This is a genomic window from Pseudoalteromonas lipolytica (assembly GCF_900116435.1).
GTDB lineage: Bacteria > Pseudomonadota > Gammaproteobacteria > Enterobacterales > Alteromonadaceae > Pseudoalteromonas > Pseudoalteromonas lipolytica.
Map to the genome: position 1 here is coordinate 80,238 of NZ_FPAZ01000012.1, position 17,303 is coordinate 97,540.

Here is a 17,303-nt window from a genome sequence, read left to right on the forward strand (position 1 = left end):
AAAGTAAACTAAAGGGTGTACCTTTCGCTAATTTGGGTATAAACTAAACGCGCTTAATTTCTGCATAGTATCGCCTTTCGATAGTGTATAGGCTATTTTCTATGCTTACCTACTTAACAATTGGACTGTGGAGTAAACATGCGCCTGCCTTTCGCGTCTGCCAAATTATCATTATCTGCGTTGTTTTTTGTAACTGCACCTTTACTATTACAAGGTTGCTCAGAAGCACCTCAGCAGCAACAAGGTCAAATGCACCCTGCCGCGGTAGCAACTATGACAATGACACCGCAAGATGCCCCCTTTACTATCGAATTACCTGCTACGTTGTCTGGTTCAAAAGAAGTCGAAGTTCGTGCTCGCGTTGCGGGTATTCTTGAATCACGTAATTTTGAAGAAGGTCAACGTGTTGAACAAGGCCACTCTTTATTTACTATCGACCTTGAACCTTATCAATTAGCGGTTGACCGTGCTCAAGCTGCACTTGATGGAGCCAATGCAGCGTTAGTACAAGCTAACAGAGATGTAAAACGTTTAGCTAAATTACGCGCAGAAAAATCTGTGTCGCAACGCGATTACGATAATGCGAGTTCAGCCTACGACATTGCAAAAACAGATCTCGAGGCGGCGAAAGTTGCCCTAAAACAAGCGCAGTTGAACCTTGAATATGCACAAGTTAAAGCCCCGGTTGCCGGTGTAATGGGTCGTGAATTTGTCTCAGAAGGGACCTTTGTATCGGGACCCGATTTATTGCTTACACAAATGACACAGTTTGATCCAATCCGTATCCGCTTTGGTTTATCTGAGCGAGAGCAGTTACAAATGCGTCAAGATGTTCAAAATGGCTCTCTAACCTTACCTGAACAAGGCCATTGGCAAACAAAAATTAAACTTCAAGACGGCTCTGTGTACGGCAAAACAGGTGAAGTTAACTTCTCAGATGTGCGTATTAACCCAAATACAGGCACCAGTGAATTTCAAGCGATTATTCCAAACCCTGATTTTCAATTACGTCCTGGTCAATTCGTCCGTATTGAGTTAAGTGGTGCTGTGCGTAAAAATGCGATCATTGTGCCACAGCGTGCTGTACTGGATAACGGCACCGGTAAGTTTGTGTACGTTGTCAGTAAAAATGAGCAAGGCATGGATGTTGCCCTGCCGGCTCCCGTAACGGTAGGAGAATGGGTTAAACAACCAAATAACGAGCAATATCAGAACTTTTGGCTGATTAAAAGTGGCCTAAAAGAAGGCGATAACGTGATAGTTGATGGAATGGCGCGTATTTTCTTCCCTGGTATGCCAGTGAATGTTGGCCAATCGGCTGCAAACTCAAACCACGCAGAATAAACACAGGGAGTCTTATGTTTTCTCGTTATTTTATAGACAGACCTATTTTTGCGTTTGTTATATCTATTGTCATCGTTTTGGCAGGTCTTGCTGCCATGCGCAGTTTACCCATTGCCCAATACCCTGAAATTGCGCCCCCAGTCGTTCAAGTAACAGCTGCATACCCAGGTGCGTCTGCAGACGTACTTGAGCAAACAGTTGCTGCCCCAATTGAAAATGCGATCACCGGTGTTGAAGGCATGATGTATATGTCATCAACCTCGACGAGTGCGGGTTCAACCACTATTGAAGTCACGTTTGAAATTGGCACAGACGTAGACCAAGCCGCAGTAAATGTGAACAACCGTGTTAAACAAGTTGAAGCGCGTTTACCAGAAGAAACACGCCGTCAAGGTGTGGTTGTTCAAAAAGGCTCATCCAGCTTTTTACAAGTGCATGCCTTTTATTCACCGGATGGTTCTCGCTCAAGTTTATGGACATCAAACTATGTCACCATGAACGTGCTAGACCGTGTAAAACGTATTCCAGGCACTACGAGTGTGCAGATTTTTGGTGCCAAGGACTACGCTATGCGCATTTGGTTGCGTCCTGATGTTATGAGTCAATTAGGCGTGACTGTCGAAGAGGTGGCCGGAGCGATTCGCGTTCAAAACTCCCAATATGCCGCAGGTAAAATTGGCGCTACCCCCACTGCATCCTCACCACAAGAGCTTGTTTATAGTGTAACGGCACAAGGCCGACTCTCTGAGCCTGAACAGTTTGAAAACATTATTATTCGTTCAAACCCAGATGGCAGTAGCTTACGCTTAAAGGATGTCGCGCGTGTTGAGCTCGGGTCCAAAGATTATAACTTTAAAGGCACAATCAACGGTAAAGAAGCGGTCCTGTTGGGTATTTTCTTACAACCCGGCGCGAATGCACTTGATGTCGCAGACGAAGTAAATACTGTAATCGAAGAGATGAAAAGCCAGTTTCCAACCGGTCTCTCACATTTAACTTCTTACGACACGACACGTTTTGTTGAAGTCTCAATTCGTGAAGTTGTTAAAACACTGCTCGAAGCCATGGTATTGGTATTTTTGGTGGTGTATTTATTTTTGCAAAACTGGCGCGCAACATTAATCCCCACCCTTGCTGTGCCTGTGTCTCTGCTTGGAACATTTGCCGGCATGTACATGCTTGGCTATTCGATTAACTCATTGACGTTATTTGGTATGGTGCTCTCGATAGGTATCGTGGTTGATGATGCCATTGTGGTACTCGAAAACGTTGAGCGTATTATGCACGAAGAACACTTAAGTGCACGCGAAGCGGCAATTAAAGCAATGCGTGAGGTCAGTGGCCCTGTTGTTGCAATCGTTTTAGTGCTGTGTTCTGTGTTTGTGCCTATTGCATTTTTAGGCGGCTTAACCGGTGAATTGTTCCGTCAATTTGCGATCACCATCTCTATTGCGGTGAGCTTATCGGGCGTAGTTGCGCTAACCATGACACCTGCATTATGCGTCCTAATCTTAAAACAAGAGCATAAACAAACCGCGCGGTTTTTCTTATGGTTTAATGCAACCTTCACAAAAATTACGAGCCGTTATGTTGGTGCCGTCGGATTTATGGTGCGTCGTGGATTACTCGGCTTAATACTCATGACAGCAATGATTGCTGCCACAATCGGACTGTGGCAGAACACACCCGGTTCATTAGTACCAGACGAAGATCAGGGCTATTACATTTCGGCTATTTTCTTACCTGATGGTTCATCGCTTGAGCGTACAGAGCACGTTACTCAACAAGTTGTTAAAGCGGTGCAATCAAACCCTGCCAACGAAAACGTCGTGGCATTTACGGGGTTTGACTTTATCGGTGGCGGGTATAAAAACAGCGCTGCAACCTTGTTTGTCACTCAAAAACATTGGGATGAACGCGAAGTCGACACGAAAGCGCTTGTTCAAGAATTGTTTATGAAAACAGCCGGGATAAAAGAAGCGCTGGTACTTGCCTTTAATCCCCCCGCTATTTTTGGTCTGGGAAATACAGGGGGTTTTGAGTTTTATATTCAAAACAAAGGCGACAGTGACCCTGATAAACTGCAACAAGCGATGCAGTTAATGACAGCAGAAGCACAAAAGAGCCCTATCATTAGTGGCCTTCAAACTCTGTGGCGCCCAGATGCCCCGCAACTGCGTGTTGATGTTGACCGCGAGCAAGCTCGTGCAATGGGGGTTGAAATAGACGATGCCTTTACCGCACTGGCTGGTAACCTAGGCACCTATTATGTAAACGACTTCAATAAGTTTGGCCGTGCATGGCAAGTGCTTATGTCTGCGGATGCTGAATTTAGAATGAAACCTGATGACATCAAACGTATCTATGTTAAAAACAACCTAGGCAATATGGTGCCCTTGTCAGCGTTTACAACGATTGAGTACAGCCGAGGCCCTGAGAACTTAAACCGCTACAATAACTTACCAGCCGTAAAACTAATGGGTAATGCAGCACCAGGTTATAGCTCAGGCCAAGCAATTGCCGAAGTAGAACGGATCGCAAACGCGGTGCTTCCCCCAAACATGACCTACGAATGGACAGGGTCTGCGTACCAAGAAAAACGCAGTTCAGGGACAACGGGTATTGCACTAGGGCTTGCTGTGATCATGGTGTTTTTAATTCTGGCAGCATTGTATGAACGTTGGTCATTACCGCTTTCAGTGATGCTAGCATTACCCTTTGGTACGTTTGGTGCATTGATTGCTGTTTGGCTGGTAGGCATGACTAACGACGTTTATTTCCAAATTGGCTTAGTCACCCTACTCGGTTTAGCGAGTAAAAATGCCATATTAATCGTTGAGTATGCGCTAATGAAACATCAACAAGGGTGGAGCGCAAGTACTGCTGCATTGGAAGCAGCTCGCTTACGTTTTAGACCCATTATTATGACCTCATTAGCCTTTATATTGGGTGTTGTACCATTGGTGTTAAGCTCAGGTGCGGGTGCTGGAGCCCGTCACAGCGTTGGTACAGGCGTAATGGGCGGCATGATGGCGGCAACCTTCCTCGCTGTGTTCTTTGTACCGCTGTTCTTTTATTGGCTGACTGAGCGTAAGTTAACTGAAAAACGTTCAAGGCAAGAGCTGGCTGATGAAATTGCTGCGCACCATAAGCAAGAGCATGTCGATACGCAAGAAGGCAACTTATAAAAAACGAAGGGCAAACAATAAGTTTGCCCTTTTTTTATAAGTCATTTGTCAGTATTTCATTACTGGTAATTTGTGCTTTGCGGCGCTAATATTAACTAAATATGTGTGGAGTACAGCATGAACAATCAAAAATTAAGCGAATTTGAGCAATACTTTCAGATAGAAGAAAGCAACCGCGTGAACTTATACGCTGTTGAGCCACATGTTGTGCCGAAAACGCATGCTGAACTTGAAGCCGATATTCCCGCCCTATTTAAGCTTGCAAATGAAGTGAATGAACTTGAGCAAAGTACATTACGCCCACTGCGTAATTTAGGTGACATAGCTCAAGAGCTGGCCATATTTTTACAAGCTCAATCACGTAAAATAGACTTGATTATGAGCCACATTCTGGCCTCTGAACAGCCCGAAGATAACGCAAATTATTGTGATAGTTATGGTGGCGGTGGCGTAAAACTCACATCGACTGAGGTATACGAATTAGGGCAAACGTTTAGAACCAAACTATTTTTGCAGCATGAAGCATCAGCGATATATTGTTATACCGAATTAGTTGCGATTGAAAAGCGCGATGATGATAAATACCAATACACTTTATTATTCACTGCCATTCGCGATGCAGACCAAGATTTAGTCGTTCGGGCAGCATTACATGCACAAACTCGCCAGCTTAAAAAACGTCAACAAGAAAACACGTCGCAAAGCAGTTAAAAATCCTGCTTTATCGCGCACAAAAAGCTGACATCTATGGCTAAAATGCTAAACTAGCCCCACCTTTGTTTGTTTAATACCTTCATGAAATTTAGACTTTTACCTGAATGGGCTGAGCAAGACGCTGTAATGCTCACTTGGCCGCACCAAGATACCGATTGGGCTGCAATTTTAACGGTTGTAGAACCCGTTTACGTCGCCCTATGTCAAGCAATTAGCCAACAACAAGATGTGGTGATTGTCGCTCATAACGACGCACTTAAAAACCACATAAGTGCCCTACTGGCCGACGCGGGTGTTGATGCACACCGTATTCACTTTGTCGTTACCCCGTGCAACGATACATGGGCTCGCGACCATGGACCGTTAACCTGTGCGAACCTTGATAACGCAGCTGATTTAAAAATCATGGATTTTATTTTTAATGGCTGGGGTAATAAATTCGAAAGCCAGCTTGATAACCATATTAATCAAGTGCTCGTCAAACAACTAGCAAACCCAAACACGGCTTATCAGCAAAGTGATTTAGTGCTTGAAGGTGGCGGCGTTGAAATTAATGAGCATGGAGTGCTGTTGACGACCAGTGAATGTTTGTTAAACCCGAATCGTAATCCATTGTTATCTAAAACAGACATCGAGCAAATCCTTAAAGAACAATTAGGTGCCGAATCGTTTTTATGGGTTGATCACGGCTATTTAGCGGGTGATGACACAGACAGCCACATTGATACGTTAGTGCGTTTTGCACCAAACAATACGCTTGTATACGTTAAGTGTGATGACGAAAATGATGAGCATTTTGCTGCATTAGACGCGATGGAAAAACAGTTACACACGTTTAAAACACACCAAGGTGAAGATTACAGGCTTATCGCTCTTCCTTGGCCTAAAGCGGTGTTTAACAATGACGGTGACAGATTACCCGCCACTTATGCCAATTATTTAATCATCAATAAAACAGTGCTTGTGCCAATTTACGGTGATGAACATGACTCACTGGCATTAGCTCAAATTGCAATGGCCTACCCAGAACACACCGTACTGGGTATTAACTGTTTACCAATTATCCATCAGTTTGGCAGTTTACACTGCATTACGATGCAATTACCGCGCGGCTTTTTAGCAGGAGCAAACAATGACTAAACCAACGCATTTAAAGGTTGCCCTTGTTCAGCAATCTAATTCTGATAACGCCCAAGAAAATATGGCAAAATCAATTGCAGGCATTCGTGATGCAGCAAGCCAAGGCGCTAAACTGGTTGTTCTTCAAGAACTACACCGCAGTTTATATTTCTGCCAAACAGAAGACGTTGATGTTTTCGATTTAGCAGAAACAATTCCAGGCCCAAGTACAGACACACTGGGTGCGCTGGCAAAAGAGTTAAATGTGGTGATCGTGTCATCATTATTCGAAAAGCGTGCCACAGGCCTTTACCATAACACCGCCGTTGTACTTGAAACAGACGGCAGCATTGCGGGTAAATACCGTAAAATGCATATTCCGGATGATCCGGGGTTTTACGAGAAGTTTTACTTCACACCGGGGGATTTAGGGTTTCAACCAATTCAAACCTCAGTGGGTAAACTCGGTGTGCTAGTATGTTGGGATCAATGGTTCCCTGAAGCCGCACGCTTAATGGCGATGGCGGGAGCTGAAATCTTAATTTACCCAACAGCCATCGGCTGGGATCCTCGTGATGATAAAGACGAGCAAACGCGTCAAAAAGACGCCTGGGTTATTTCACAGCGTGCGCATGCTGTTGCCAATGGTGTGCCCGTTATTAGCTGTAACCGCGTTGGTCATGAAAGTGATCCAAGTGCGCAAAGCGAGGGTATTCAGTTTTGGGGTAATTCGTTTATCGCAGGCCCTCAAGGTGAAATCCTTGCACACGCAAATAACAGCGACGAGCAGTTACTTGTTGTTGAACTTGACCAACAACGCAGCGAAAACATTCGCCGTATTTGGCCATACCTACGTGATCGTCGCATCGACCACTATCAGGATCTAACAAAAATTTATCGAGACTAAACACAGTTTAAAGGAGTAGTAAATGGCGTTTGCGCAATGGGCAGCATTGCCTTGGGTAAAATCTGAGAAAGATAAAATTCACTGGGGACAACTAACCGGCAGCGGGCTGAGTATCGCAATAGCCGAAGGTGTGAAACAACATAACGAACTTGTTGTGATTGTCACCCCAGATACACCAAGCGCCCTTCGCCTTGAAACTGAACTCGAATTTTTATTACCTGAAAACCCAGTCATGGTCTTCCCTGACTGGGAAACGTTACCTTATGATCATTTTTCACCGCATCAGGATATTATCTCTGCGCGTCTTGCCACTCTTAACACCTTAAAAAAAGAACAACAAAGCGTGTTAATTGTGCCCGTGTCGACCTTGATGCTACGCACTGCTCCCGCGTCATTTATCTATGGTTCAACCCTTAATTTTACGGTGGGTGACACGCTAGATACTCACACCCTACGTGATAACCTTGAGCAAGCAGGCTACTTACATGTTCAACAAGTGATGGAGCATGGTGAATATGCAATACGTGGCTCAATTGTTGACTTATACCCGATGGGGAGTCCTCACCCATTCAGATTAGACTTTTTTGACGATGAACTAGACAGCATCCGCTTGTTTGACGTAGAAAGCCAACGTTCTGATGAAAAAGTCGATAAAATAGAGCTCTTACCGGCCCACGAATTCCCGACAAACGATGCAGATATAGAACGGTTTAGAATTAACTATCGTGAACAATTTGGTGCCAGCTCCGAGCAAGATTCTATCTACATGCAGGTAACCAAAGGCACTTGGCCTGCGGGGATTGAATATTACATGCCGCTGTTTTTCGATCAACTAGCGACAATTTTCGATTACCTTCCTAACAATACCACTTTCATGCACTTTGGTGATATTGAGCATGCCGCTGAGCAGTTTTGGCATGATGTAAATGTACGCTATGAAAACCGCCGTGTAGACCCTCTTAGACCGCTTCTTGAGCCTATAAAACTTTATCAAAGTGTCAATGAACTGTTTGGTGAGTTTGCACACTACGCGCGAATACGTTTATCACAGGCAAAGCTTGGTACGAAAGCAGGACACACAAATTTAGCCAGCAACGATTTACCCAATGTACGTATTGATCATAAATTGCATGAGCCGTATCAAGGCCTAATTGACTATGTTGCCAGTGAAAAAAAACAAAAAGGCCGTGTGCTACTGTCTGTAGAGTCTGACGGACGACGTGAATCGCTGCTGACACTGTTAAAACCAAGTGGTTTAAAGTTTAAAGAATTTAATTCATTCACCGACTTTACCCAAAGCTCTAGTGATGTGGGTTTAATCGTCTCGCCCCTTGAGCAAAGTGTGGTACTGGATGGTAAACCCCGTTTAACCATCATTACAGAGCAAGAGTTATTAGGTATTAAGGTGTCTCAGCGCAGACGCCGAAAACATAAATACGAAGCAAGCCAAGATGCATTAATTCGCAATCTGGCAGAACTTCGTCAAGGTCAACCAATTGTGCACCTTGATCACGGTGTGGGTCGTTATCAAGGTCTTGAAACCATTGATGCTGCAGGGGTGATTACCGAGTTTGTTACGATCACCTACGCAAACGAAGCCAAACTCTATGTGCCCGTTTCTGCACTTCATATGTTGAGCCGTTATTCAGGTGGAGAAGAAGCAAGTGCCCCACTTCATAAACTGGGTTCAGATGCATGGGAAAAAGCGAAAAAACGCGCCGCAGAAAAAGTACGCGATGTCGCTGCTGAGCTATTAGATATTTACGCAAAACGCCAAGCTAAACCTGGCAATATGTTTAAGCTTGACGGCAGTGCTTATCGCCAATTTAGCGACAGCTTTCCATTTGAAGAAACAGACGACCAACGCAACGCCATCGAAGCTGTACTAGGCGATATGCAAAGTAAACAGGCTATGGACCGATTAGTGTGCGGTGATGTGGGTTTTGGTAAAACAGAAGTCGCCATGCGCGCTGCCTTCGTTGCCGTAAATGATAACAAGCAAGTCGCCGTGCTAGTCCCGACCACGTTACTTGCACAGCAACATTTTGAAAACTTTAAAGATCGCTTCGCTGATTTGCCAATAGAAGTCGGTGTTTTATCGCGTTTTAATTCGACAAAAGAACAAAAAGAAACACTGGATAAAATGGCCGAAGGCAAGCTAGATATTGTCATAGGTACACACAAATTAATTCAGCAAGACATTAAATTTAAAGACTTAGGCTTATTAATCGTTGATGAAGAACATCGCTTTGGTGTTCGTCAAAAAGAAAAGATAAAAGCACTGCGCGCCGATGTCGACATTTTAACCCTCACCGCCACCCCGATTCCGCGTACACTGAATATGGCAATGAGCGGCATGCGCGACTTATCGATTATCGCCACACCACCGGCTAAACGATTGGCCGTTAAAACCTTTGTAAGACAACGTGATGCTGAGCTCATTCGCGAAGCTATTCTGCGTGAAATTAAGCGCGGCGGCCAAGTTTATTTCTTACACAATAATGTTGAAACTATCGACCGTGTTGCTGAAGAAATTACTGAGTGGGTACCAGAAGCAAGCGTTACCACTGCACACGGCCAAATGCGTGAACGCGAGCTTGAGCAAATCATGAGTGATTTTTATCACCAAAAATACAATGTGATTGTGTGTACAACAATCATTGAAACCGGCATTGATGTTCCGACTGCGAATACCATCATAATGGATAGAGCCGACAAGCTTGGCCTAGCTCAGCTGCACCAGCTTCGCGGCCGCGTTGGTCGAAGTCACCACCAAGCATACGCGTATTTATTAACAGGCAATCCAAAGTCATTAACTAAAGATGCAGTAAAACGCCTTGAGGCCATCGAGTCTTTAGAAGATTTAGGCGCAGGCTTTGCGTTAGCGACGCATGATTTAGAAATTCGTGGCGCGGGTGAGCTACTCGGTGATGATCAATCAGGGCAAATGCAGAGCATCGGTTTTAGCCTTTATATGGAAATGCTTGAACAGGCCGTTAACGCACTAAAAGAAGGCAAAGAGCCAACACTGGAGAACCTGCTAGGTCAACAGACTGAGGTTGATTTAAAACTGCCAGCCTTATTACCGGATGATTATATTCATGATGTAAATGCACGCTTAGGAATCTATAAACGCATCGCAAGCTGTGCTAATCTCAATGACATGGACGAGCTACAGGTCGAGTTAATAGACCGATTTGGTTTACTCCCAGATGCCACTAAAAACTTATTTAGTTTGCAACAACTGAAATTGCAAGCCAGCAATATTGGCATCAAAAAGATTGAAGCAAACCCGAAAGGCGGCTATTTTGAGTTTAGCCAGCATACAAAGGTTAACCCTAGCTTCATTATAGGTTTGATACAAAGTGCTCCGCATATATATAAAATGGACGGCGCAAATAAATTGCGTTTTGCGATCAGCGAGGCGAACCCTCGTGAACGCTTGAAAATGGTCACTGCAATGATTGCAGATTTCGAAAAAAAGGTTAGCCATTAATGTTGTTTAGAAATAGTTTTATTTTACTTTGTTGCTTATTTACAAGCTCATCGTTTGCAGCACGCTGGTTCGAAATAGAAGTGCTTATTTATAAACAACGTCCAGCGCCCTACTTACAAGAAGATTTCTCGTTAAAACATGATGAAATCAATGCAAAACGTTCGAAAGACTTATTATCACCTGTCTACAAAGCGCACGCTAAACAAGCTTGTATTAACGGTGATAGTCGTTTTCGTTCACAGTCATTTACTGATGAATTGATTAATTCAAACCCACATTCGAATGTCTGTGACGACAGCGTTGATTTTTTAGCAAGCTACAACGAATTACCAGTCTCTCCCCCTGTCGAACCACGTGAAGACACCGACGAAATTTATTTAATGGCGCCTGAGCAACTGCAATTTACTGAACAGAAAAACCAGCTTGATAGAAAAGGTTTGACACCGTTATTACACACCGGTTGGCGTTTTCCTGAAATGAGTGAATCACGCGCTCAAAGTATTCGGTTATTTGCAGGCAAACATTTAGCAGCAAGTTCACCTGCTATTGAACCAGATAACAATGACTTTATTAGCCTAGTAACTCCATCAGAGCAATATATTCCGGAGAGTTTGCAACAAACGCCTGATTGGGAATTAGATGGTTTAATGAAAATTTACGTTCGTCATTACCTTTTTATAAATGCTGATTTTGATATTAGTCAACGTTTAGAAACCGGTGATTATGAAAAAGCCCGCTTTTCACAATTTAAGCGTGTGATCAGCAACGAAATACATTATTTCGATCATCCTCGTATGGGCATGATCGTGCAAATAAGACGCTACAACCATTAATGGAATCTATTATGAAAAAATACATGGCAATTGCTGCTGCCGCTGCAGTGTTAACATTAGCTGGCTGCTCTAAAGTAAACCTTGAGAACTATGAAAAAATAAAAATCGGTATGGATAAAGCAGAAGTTGAAGCTATCTTAGGTTCAGCTGATAAGTGCGAAGAGAAAACACTGCATACGAACTGTATCTGGGGTGATAATGATAAAAATATCGAAATCACTTTGGTTTCAGATAAAGTATCGCTTTATAGTAAAACAGGTTTAGACGCTAAATAATCCTGCAAGGGTGGCATATAGCCACCCTACTCACTCTTATCTAATTGACTGTGGATCAGCTCTATATTAATAATTTTGCTGCGATTTAACGTAATTTTGTAGCGTTCATACCTAGTTTCGTGCTCATTTTCTGAAAAAACTAACACCAAATTTAATTGGTAACGCCTCTCAACTGCCTGCTTTGATATTTTATTACTGTCGAGATGATAGAGTTTCCCCTCACCACGTTTTAAGTAACGCGCAAACGGCGCTAAGCTAAAGCTAACAGTTTGTTGCAACGTATCATACCCGGGCAAAAACTCTTTTGCATTGACGTGTGTTTCACTGGCAAAGTGTAACCATTGTGCTGCTTGTTTATTTTGATGGCGACGCTTAGAAAATATCTGACGCACTTTTTTTGGGATCCGCTTGAACGAGGTGTATTCGAGCCAAATGTACTGACTGGCGATCCTGTCTTTTGTAATACTGTTCTTAAACTGAAAACGCCATTTCGGCCGGCCTCTCACAATGGCACGCCAAATAACACGGGTTATATCTTCTTTAAATATTTCACGCAGCCCGTAGATCACCCCTAAAATCAAAATTAATGTTGCTGTTACTTCAGTAAAGGTTGAGCGTGCATTAAGTACAACCAGCATCACAAAAGCCATTATAACGGCAGTGACAGTGCCTTTAACCATTCGCTTTAGATAACTATTAAGATGGCGTGTGGTGCGATTTAAGATAACGCCATGCTCAATTAAGCGTTGTAATAAACGCATTTTATTTGTAATGCGGTTTGCATCTTCAAGGGTTGATTGCGAATTATACTCTTGTTCTTCTCGGTAGCTGTTTTCTGCTTTACAGAAATCGAGCAACTCACCACGCTCTTTTGCAAAATCGCTACTGCGCGGCCCTTCGTCTAATAACTTTAAAAATGATTGTTCAACATGCCAGCTTAAATAGTTATCGGCATTTTTATAAAATGGCAGCAACTTTTCATCATCTGGGGTATAACGACGTAGTTTTTTTAGTAACCCTTCAGTTTGCTCACACAACTCCATCGCCGCAGGGTAAAACTCGTCAGCTTCGTTATGTTTTAGGGTGTCTTTAATATCGGCATTGAGTGCTAGACGAACCTGATAACAATATAAATTTAGGTTTTGCCTATAATCTTGTTGCTCACCTTTGTTTTTACTCACAAACCGACTTCGCACCAGTGGCAAGTGAATATTGTTCGCATTGTAAGCTAGGTGCGACTTAAAGTGGTTGTTGAAGTACGCTTCTTCACTGAGTGTTTGCGGGTTGACACTCATTTCATTTGGAATAGAAAAATACAGATCGAGACGCTGCTCTGCGCGGGGACTTAGCTCAGGTTCGATAATAAAAGATAGGTTTTCGTCTTGTTTAAGCAATATCACCTCGTTGTTTACTTTTACACTGTAAGTTTACGCCGAGATAGCTTTTCAGACAATAAAAAAGGCCCAGTAAAAACCGGGCCTTAATAATCATTTCAAACTAGATTAGAACTTAACGTTCACACCAGCGTGGAAACGACGACCTAGTACATCGTATGTGTACGGGTCAGTGTTTGAGTCATTGTTACCTGTGTAGTAAGGTGGCTCTTTATCGAACAAGTTATTAACACCTGCAGATAAAGTCACTGTATCAGATAGTAAGTATGAACCACTGATGTCATGATAAACAACTGATGGTGTTGTAGGTGCTAAGCATGAATCTTTACCAACACATGCATAGCTATCCATTCCTGCAATGTAACGTGCTTGGTATTGAGCATCCCAATTATCACCCGCTACATTTAGCGTGAAGTTAGATTTGATATCTGCATATCCACCAATGTTTGATGTAATTAGTCCAGCGTAGTCAACGGTGTCATTTAATACAGTCACAACATACTCATCTAAATATGTTGTGTCTAAACCTGCTTTCCAGTTAAGGCCTGCAGCTTCAAAGCTGTATGCTAAGTTAAGGTCAACACCTGAAGTCTTTTCAGAACCAACATTTTGAAGTTGATTGTTAAAACTAATACGGCCAGTACTATCAATACCGATGTTTGCTGATTGACATAATACTGTGTCGCTATTTGCAGAAGTAGCTAAACATTGATCAACAATATACTGCTCATTAACTGACGCAATTGCATTTTCAATATCGATTTTGTAGTAATCAAGCGTCATGCTGAAGCCTTCAAACCACTCAGGCTCGTAAACGATACCTGCAGTAAACGTATCTGCTTCTTCAGGAGTAAGAAGAGAGTTACCACCTACAGTTACTTCAGCTTGGTCTTGAGCACCTGGGTATGATATACGTTCGAAAGATGGTGAATTACCAGAATATAACTCAGAAACAGTTGGTGCACGGAACGCAGTTGACACAACGCTACGTAGCATTAATTCATCGTTTGCTTTCCAGGTTAAACCTAGTTTCCATGTTTCATCTGAACCAAATGTGCTGTAATCAAACGCACGAATTGCAGCACTTAATTCAACATATTGAGCAAATGGCAATTCAGAAAGAAGTGGCAATGCAAATTCAACATACGCTTCATTAACATCAAAACCACCTGAAGTTGGCTCTACTGGAGGATCATTAGCCAGACCTTGTGCTGTAAGTGAGTCAGGTGTGTACCATGCTTTTTCTTGACGGCGTTCAACACCTGCAGCGAATGCAGCAAAACCAGCTGGTAATTCAAACATTTCACCTGAGATCGATGCTGATAGCATAAATAATTGGCTACCACCGTTGTTAACTTCAGTGTAAACATTTTTACGGAAATCTTCAGATACCCATGCAGCTTGATCTAATGGGTTAAAAGTCCCCTCAGTGATTTGGTCTTGAATAGCACCCATGTTGTGAAGGTTGCTTAGCTTGTCAACTGAGTCATTACGACCAAAGTTAGCAGACACATCCCAAGCATAATCACCAATGAAACCTTCGGCACCAATTACTGCACGAACAGTGTCTACAGATTGCTCAAAGTAACGTGCACCTGTATCAGTCATGCGACGACCATAAGAAATATCATCGCCATAAGCGTAGTTCAGAGTATCAGTGATGTAGTTGCCATCAGCATCACGATCTGCAATACCGTCACCATCACGATCTACTTTACCAACATATGTTTGACCAAGTAATGAGTCACCCATATTTTCAGTATATTTGAAATCAAACCATACTGGTTGAGCAGCCATTTGCTGTTCTGACCAACGTTTAGTATAAGTGAATTCTGAAAACAATGTTGTGTCATCAGATAGTTCATATCGTGCTAAACCAGTCAGGTTTAAACGCTCCATTGGCGTATACAAATAGCTGTCAGGTGCAAAGTTATAAAGATCAGAATCACTGTAAGGGTGTAAGCCATCTTTACCACTTAAACCATAATCGCTAGGCGCTAAGCTAGAAGTAATTTTTTTACCATCAGCATCGACTGTTTCACCTTTATCGTTTACATCACCGATGACCCCACCTTGCCAAATGTGACCGCCTTCACTGTATTGTGAGCCACCATTACAATTTAAACCATTAGCACCTTCAGCGATTGGACAAGAAGAAAAATCTCGGTCTGATTGCTTCGCTTTACCACGGTCTGTATATTGCATCCCGATTACAATATTACCCTTGTCGAATGATGAACCAACTGTGAAGTCAAATGAATTCTCAGTTGCATCACCTTCACCAGTGATAGCTGAGTTAACATTCATGTCAAGACCTTCAAAATCGTCTTTTAGAATGATGTTAACAACACCTGCTACCGCATCTGTACCATAAACAGCAGAAGCACCATCTTTAAGCACTTCAACTGATTTGATCATTGATACAGGGATTGTGTTTAAGTCGACAGTTGAAGCAGCACCAGTACCCGATGCAATCATACGGCGACCGTTAACAAGAACCAATGTACGGCTGCTACCTAGACCACGTAAATCGATACGTGCATTACCACCAGAACCATTGTTGATACCTGGGTTAGTCATCGCACCGCCAGTGGCAGTCATTTTTTGTAATACGCTATCGATGCTAGTTGCACCCATCGCTTTAATATCGTCTGCGCCAATCAATGTTACTGGGCTTGCGTTTTCCATATCTGAACGCTTAATGCGAGAACCCGTAACTTGAATCTTTTCGATAGATTCTGCTGCATCATCAGCAGCTAAAACTTGCATGCTTGAGAACATTGGGATTGCTGAAACAACAGCTAAACCAAGAATTGATTTTTTCATGTGAAACCCTACTTGTTGGAAATTTACCTTTAGTTAGGTAGCGCTCGTTATTATTAGAATCACGAGTCAGCGGAGGGCAACTTAGGCGCAGTTAACTGAACGAAAACTGAATGGTAGATTAAATAAAAAACACCCCAAAAATTACGTACCCATTTAAGGTAATAAGATTTCACTATGTATCAATGTTAACAATAAAAAACCAATACAAAACAAACAGGTACAAAATGTTTAAAACAAAAAAAACACGATTGAAATCAATTACACACACTTTGTAATCAAGTGTAACCATGATGGATATTTGTCTTTAAATGAAAATTTTACAAGTTGATCACACAACGTTATAAAAACCGTAATAGGTCAATATGTCTGCTAACCATAGTTATTCACAAAAAATAACTAAATTGGCAAAGTTAGCTTTTAAACAAGGTATTAGAGGATGGTTTTTGTATTTTGTTCACACGGATTAAATTTCCATGCAAAAAAGCAGTGAGAGCGTGTTATTCAAGAAAAGTGGCAAACGTAAAAAGCTATTACCTATTATAAGGCAATGAGGAGGCTGTTAATGCTCAACCTTATTTACACAGCATGGCGTGAGTCAAAGTAATAAAAAACACTCTGTTGACGGTTTTGCGCATCGGTAAAAACGACTGTCATTTTCCAAGTCATCACAGGTTCGGAGCACACTCCGACCATCGTCTGGGCCGACCAATAACTGCCTTTTTGGGTAAACTGTAAAGGGATATACCCCATATACATCGTAACCCCTTCTAGTTTTGCCGAAACGTTATACGCATTTGGAGGTAATTTAAGGTTAATTGAAAAGGGAGTTTCTGGGCTAATGACTGAATTGGGCAACCAAATTTCCACACCGTTCGCAAACTGACAATGTGTATTTTTTTCGCACGTTGCACTTGTCTGTGGCTCATCTATACTTTGCCTGTCACAAGCAACTATGAAAACACTCAAAAACAAAATGTAGCTGGTTATTGTAGTTCGCACTCAACTTACCTGTATAAAATAAAAGCGGATACTAGTCCGCTCGTCTATGAAAAACAACTAGGCTAAGTAGAATAAGTTAATAAAAATACAATGACTGACAAAAAATAACCAACAAAGCGGGAAAATTTGATTGATGTCATAATTTTATGCAATTGACCTATCTTTTTAAGGTCAAAAATTTTATCATTTCCATCGCAAAATAAGGGTT

The 17,303-nt window shown here is 42.4% G+C and carries 11 protein-coding genes; 8 read left to right on the top strand and 3 right to left on the bottom strand.

Annotated elements, in window-relative coordinates; all coding sequences use genetic code 11:
* Positions 1-138: 138 nt before the first annotated feature.
* The 8 genes from BM378_RS13660 (at position 139) to BM378_RS13695 (ending at position 11,876) form a co-directional block, all read left to right on the top strand.
* Positions 139-1,344, top strand: a complete 1,206-nt coding sequence (locus BM378_RS13660; RefSeq protein ID WP_065978498.1) for an efflux RND transporter periplasmic adaptor subunit — start codon at positions 139-141, stop codon at positions 1,342-1,344.
* A gap of 14 nt (positions 1,345-1,358) precedes the next feature.
* On the top strand, positions 1,359-4,532 hold the full coding sequence (locus BM378_RS13665; RefSeq protein WP_036967904.1) for an efflux RND transporter permease subunit: 3,174 nt from the start codon (positions 1,359-1,361) through the stop codon (positions 4,530-4,532).
* Between the two features lie 117 nt (positions 4,533-4,649).
* Positions 4,650-5,243, top strand: a complete 594-nt coding sequence (locus BM378_RS13670; protein ID WP_065978500.1) for a hypothetical protein — start codon at positions 4,650-4,652, stop codon at positions 5,241-5,243.
* Between the two features lie 84 nt (positions 5,244-5,327).
* Positions 5,328-6,386 (top strand): agmatine deiminase family protein, encoded by a 1,059-nt coding sequence (locus BM378_RS13675; RefSeq protein ID WP_074989403.1) that lies wholly within the window; start codon positions 5,328-5,330, stop codon positions 6,384-6,386.
* Positions 6,379-7,272: a carbon-nitrogen hydrolase gene (locus tag BM378_RS13680; protein ID WP_036967897.1), complete on the top strand. Its 894-nt coding sequence runs from the start codon at positions 6,379-6,381 to the stop codon at positions 7,270-7,272. Before BM378_RS13675 ends, BM378_RS13680 begins: the two co-directional genes overlap by 8 nt.
* Before the next feature lie 22 nt (positions 7,273-7,294).
* Positions 7,295-10,768: a transcription-repair coupling factor gene (mfd, locus tag BM378_RS13685; protein ID WP_074989404.1), complete on the top strand. Its 3,474-nt coding sequence runs from the start codon at positions 7,295-7,297 to the stop codon at positions 10,766-10,768.
* Positions 10,768-11,601, top strand: a complete 834-nt coding sequence (locus BM378_RS13690) for a CsiV family protein (protein WP_036967893.1) — start codon at positions 10,768-10,770, stop codon at positions 11,599-11,601. Before mfd ends, BM378_RS13690 begins: the two co-directional genes overlap by 1 nt.
* 11 nt (positions 11,602-11,612) lie before the next feature.
* Positions 11,613-11,876, top strand: a complete 264-nt coding sequence (locus tag BM378_RS13695) for a lipoprotein (protein ID WP_036967891.1) — start codon at positions 11,613-11,615, stop codon at positions 11,874-11,876.
* 26 nt (positions 11,877-11,902) lie between these two features.
* On the opposite strand, the gene BM378_RS13700 is transcribed toward BM378_RS13695, so the two are convergent.
* The 3 genes from BM378_RS13700 to BM378_RS13710 form a co-directional block, all read right to left on the bottom strand.
* Entirely contained in the window at positions 11,903-13,270 is a 1,368-nt protein-coding gene (locus BM378_RS13700) for a hypothetical protein (protein ID WP_036967889.1), read from the bottom strand.
* A gap of 108 nt (positions 13,271-13,378) precedes the next feature.
* Positions 13,379-16,096 carry a TonB-dependent receptor plug domain-containing protein gene (locus BM378_RS13705; protein WP_036967885.1) on the bottom strand — a complete coding sequence of 906 codons (2,718 nt, stop codon included), beginning with the start codon at positions 16,094-16,096 and terminating at the stop codon, positions 13,379-13,381.
* A 576-nt stretch (positions 16,097-16,672) separates the two neighbouring features.
* Positions 16,673-17,095 (bottom strand): hypothetical protein, encoded by a 423-nt coding sequence (locus tag BM378_RS13710; RefSeq protein WP_083202723.1) that lies wholly within the window; start codon positions 17,093-17,095, stop codon positions 16,673-16,675.
* Positions 17,096-17,303 lie beyond the last annotated feature (208 nt).